Source organism: Aeromicrobium sp., assembly GCF_036676885.1.
Taxonomy (GTDB): Bacteria; Actinomycetota; Actinomycetes; order Propionibacteriales; family Nocardioidaceae; genus Aeromicrobium.
Window position 1 is genome coordinate 1 of record NZ_JAKFCB010000119.1, and the last position, 3701, is coordinate 3701.

4 protein-coding genes are annotated in these 3701 nt (G+C 68.3%); 1 reads left to right on the forward strand and 3 read right to left on the reverse strand.

Going from position 1 to position 3701, the window contains the following annotated elements:
• Positions 1 to 1900, forward strand: a 1900-nt coding sequence (locus V6M46_RS06080) for a class I tRNA ligase family protein (protein ID WP_332662884.1), incomplete at its 5' end; no start/stop codon positions are given.
• 70 nt (positions 1901 to 1970) lie between these two features.
• On the opposite strand, the gene V6M46_RS06085 is transcribed toward V6M46_RS06080, so the two are convergent.
• The 3 genes from V6M46_RS06085 to V6M46_RS06095 form a co-directional block, all read right to left on the reverse strand.
• Positions 1971 to 2768, reverse strand: a complete 798-nt coding sequence (locus tag V6M46_RS06085; protein ID WP_332662885.1) for a DivIVA domain-containing protein — start codon at positions 2766 to 2768, stop codon at positions 1971 to 1973.
• A 124-nt stretch (positions 2769 to 2892) separates the two neighbouring features.
• Positions 2893 to 3183, reverse strand: coding sequence for a YggT family protein (locus tag V6M46_RS06090; RefSeq protein WP_332662886.1), 291 nt, complete (start codon positions 3181 to 3183; stop codon positions 2893 to 2895).
• Between the two features lie 3 nt (positions 3184 to 3186).
• The gene (locus V6M46_RS06095) at positions 3187 to 3669 is read right to left on the reverse strand and encodes a cell division protein SepF (RefSeq protein ID WP_332662887.1); all 483 of its coding nucleotides are present in this window, start codon (positions 3667 to 3669) and stop codon (positions 3187 to 3189) included.
• Between the last annotated feature and the right edge of the window lie 32 nt (positions 3670 to 3701).

Genomic DNA, 3701 nt, shown 5'->3' on the forward strand with positions numbered 1-3701 from the left:
CCGCACGACCGCGATCAAGGACAAGCTGCTCGCCGAGAACGCCGGCACCAACTGGTTCCCCGAGACGATCAAGAACGGCCGCTACGGCGACTGGCTGACCAACAACATCGACTGGTCGCTGTCCCGCAGCCGCTACTGGGGCACACCGCTGCCGATCTGGCGCAACGACGAGGACCCCGGCAAGCTCGTGTGCGTCGACTCGCTCCGCGAGCTGTCCGAGCTGACCGGTCGTGACCTCACCGACCTCGACCCCCACCGCCCGTTCATCGACGAGGTGACGTTCGAGATCGAGGGGCAGTCCGGCACCTACCGCCGGGTCCCCGACGTCATCGACGCCTGGTTCGACTCCGGCTCGATGCCGTTCGCGCAGTGGGGCTACCCGCACGTCGAGGGCTCCAAGGAGAAGTTCGAGCAGGCCTATCCCGCGCAGTACATCTGCGAGGCGATCGACCAGACCCGTGGCTGGTTCTACTCCCTCATGGCGGTCGGCACGCTGGTGTTCGACCAGAGCTCGTACGAGAACGTGGTGTGCCTCGGCCACATCCTCGCCGAGGACGGCAAGAAGATGAGCAAGCACCTCGGCAACATCCTGCTGCCGATGCCGCTCATGGAGGAGCACGGCGCCGACGCGCTGCGCTGGTTCATGGCGTGCTCCGGATCGCCGTGGTCACCGCGCCGCATCGGCCACACCGCCCTGTCGGAGATCGTCCGCAAGGTGCTGCTGACGTACTGGAACACGACGGCGTTCCACGTGCTCTACGCCGGCACCGAGGGCTGGACGCCCGCAGCCGGCGAGGTGCCGCAGGTCGCCGAGCGCGAGGTGCTCGACCAGTGGCTGCTGTCCGAGCTGCACACGCTGACCCGCGACGTCACGGCGGCGCTCGAGACATTCGACACGCAGGCCGCCGGTGCGCGCATCGCCACGTTCGTCGACGACATGTCCAACTGGTACGTCCGCCGGTCGCGTCGCCGCTTCTGGCGCGGCGACACCGCGGCGTTCGCGACCCTGCACGAGACGCTGGACGTGCTGACCCGGCTCATGGCGCCGCTGACGCCGTTCATCACCGAGCGGGTCTGGCAGGACGTCATCCTGCCGGTGACGCCGGGCGCACCGCAGTCGGTGCACCTGGCCGACTGGCCGGTCGCCGACGAGTCGCTCATCGTCGAGGGGCTCGGCGCCCGCGTCGACCTCGCCCGCCGGGTGACCGAGCTCGGCCGGGCCGCCCGCGCCGAGGCCAAGGTACGTACGCGCCAGCCGTTGCGCCGCGCCCTCGTCGCGTCCGGGGCCTGGCAGCGGCTCGGCGAGGACCTGCGTGGCCAGGTGTGCGAGGAGCTCAACGTCGGCACCCTGGAGTCGCTGGCAGATGCCGGAGGCGAGCTCGTCGACCACTCGGCCAAGGGCAACTTCCGCAACCTCGGCAAGCGGTTCGGCAAGCAGACGCCGCAGGTCGCCGCAGCGATCGCCGGCGCCGATGCCGCCGCGCTCGCCGCCTCGCTCTCGGCGAACGGCACGGCCGTGGTCGACGTCGACGGCTCCCCGGTCGAGGTCGGGCCCGACGACGTCATCATCTCCGAGCGCCCGCGTGAAGGCTGGTCGGTCGTCAACGACCAGGGCGAGACCGTCGCGCTCGACCTCGAGCTCGACGACGAGCTGCGGCTGGCCGGCTTCGCCCGCGAGGCGATCCGGGTCATCCAGGAGGCTCGCAAGTCCTCCGGCCTCGACATCAGTGACCGCATCACGCTCTCGTGGTCCGCGTCGGGACCGATGGCCGACGCGCTGCGAGCCCACGACGCCCTGATCGCCGACGAGGTGCTGGCGACGTCGATCAGCGAGAGTGACGGGGCGTCGGACTTCACTGACGAGGAGCTCGGCTTCGGCTTCGCCCTCGCCAAGGCCTGACGCACTGGTCCGGACATGACGAAGGGCCCGTCACCTCACGGTGACGGGCCCTCTCGGTGTCAGCTGCTGCTCAGAAGCTCTCGTCGTCGCCCAGCAGGGACCGGAGACGGCGGGGACCCGCGTCTGCCGGAGCCTGGACAGGCTGCGAGCTGTTGGTGCTCTCGTTGGCCGCAAGCTGGTCGAGCTGGCTCTGGAAGTAGTTCTTGAGCCGGGCCCGGTACTCACGCTCGTACGCCCGCAGGTGCTCGACCTCACGCTGGATCTCGTAGCGATCCCGCTCGATCGTCGCGACGGCCTGCTGGCGGCGCTCGTTGGTCTCGTCGTCGAGCTTCTGCGCGCGGATGCGGGCATCGGTCTCGAGTCGGTCAGCCTTGCCACGCGCCTCGTTGACCAGACGCTCGGCCTTGGCACGAGCCTCACCCACGATGCGGTCCGCCTCTTCCTTGGCGGCCTCCATGAGCTGGTCGGCGTTGGACGACGCGATCTCCAGCAACCGGGCAGCGGCGGACGACGCGTCACCCATCGACGGTGCCGAACGAGTCGGCTCCGGCGTGGGGACAGGTGCCTGCTGGACCGGCTCGGGCGGCGGGGGCGGCGGCGTGTACTGCTGCACAGGCTCCTGGACGGCCGGGGTCGGCGCAGCCTGCGGAGCCGGGGTCGCCGGCTGGACTGCGGGAATGAGACCGGTCGGTTCGCCGGTCGATGCGGCGGCTACCTTGGCGCGAAGTTCTTCGTTCTCGACCGTGAGTCGCTCGAGCTCGGCCTCGACCTCGTCGAGAAACTGATCCACTTCGCCCATGTCATAGCCTTCGCGAAGACGGACAGGCGTAAATCGTTTGTTACGCACGTCCTCTGGCGTCAATGGCATGAGTACACCTCGGGGTTGGGGGTAGTCCTGGGGACTCTGAGCCTCCACCGTACTCTGCCCGCGTTCACTTCCTCCACATGAGTCCCAATCTCCGCGGGTCGCCCGGGAGACTCTTGGGAACCTCTCAGTAGAAGACGCTCTGGACGATGGCGCGGAGGATGAAGATCCCGATCAGCAGCACCATCGGCGACAGGTCGAGCATGACCGAGCCGAGCCGAAGCGGCGGAATCACCCGCCGCACAGCGCGCAGCGGTGGGTCCGTGATCGAGTAGAGACCCTCGCAGAACACCAGGACCAGGCCTCGTGGCCGCCAGTGCCGAGCCAGCATCTGCACCCAGTCCAGGACGAACCTGGCGATCAGGACGACGATGGCAACGAACAGGATCAGGTCGAGAATGTCGCCAACCAGCTCCATGCGTCAGCTCTGGTTGTAGAAGCCACCGGCAGCGATGCGCTGCTTGTCCTCGTCCGTCACCGTGATGTTCTCGGGCGACAGGAGGAAGACCTTGGCGGTGACGCGATTGATCGAGCCGTGGACGGCGAACACCAGACCGGCGGCGAAGTCGACGAGGCGCTTGGCATCGTCGTCGTCGATCTCCGACAGGTTCATGATGACCGGGACTCCGGAGCGGTAGTGCTCACCCACCGTGCGGGCGTCGTTGTAGGTGCGCGGGGTCACCGTCTCGATGCGCGCGAGGTCGGACGCGGTGGACGCGCGGCGCTCGGGGCGACGCTCGGGACGGCGGTGGTCGTCGATGCTCGAGACCGGCGCCGGGCGTACGACAGCAGGCTGCCTGCTCACGGGTGCGTGGTCGTCGATGTCATCCTCGAACTCGTCGTCGAAGTCAGCTTGTTCCACGAGGCCGAGATACTCGCCGACCTTCCGCATTGCGCCAGCCATGAGAACTCCGTGTGTGCGATCGGAAATGACAT

Bases quoted from the DNA above. Each gene is read 5' to 3' on its own strand.
- V6M46_RS06090 (WP_332662886.1), bottom strand. From the start codon at position 3,183: ATGGAGCTGGTTGGCGACATTCTCGACCTGATCCTGTTCGTTGCCATC.
- V6M46_RS06085 (WP_332662885.1), bottom strand. From the start codon at position 2,768: ATGCCATTGACGCCAGAGGACGTGCGTAACAAACGATTTACGCCTGTC.
- V6M46_RS06095 (WP_332662887.1), bottom strand. From the start codon at position 3,669: ATGGCTGGCGCAATGCGGAAGGTCGGCGAGTATCTCGGCCTCGTGGAA.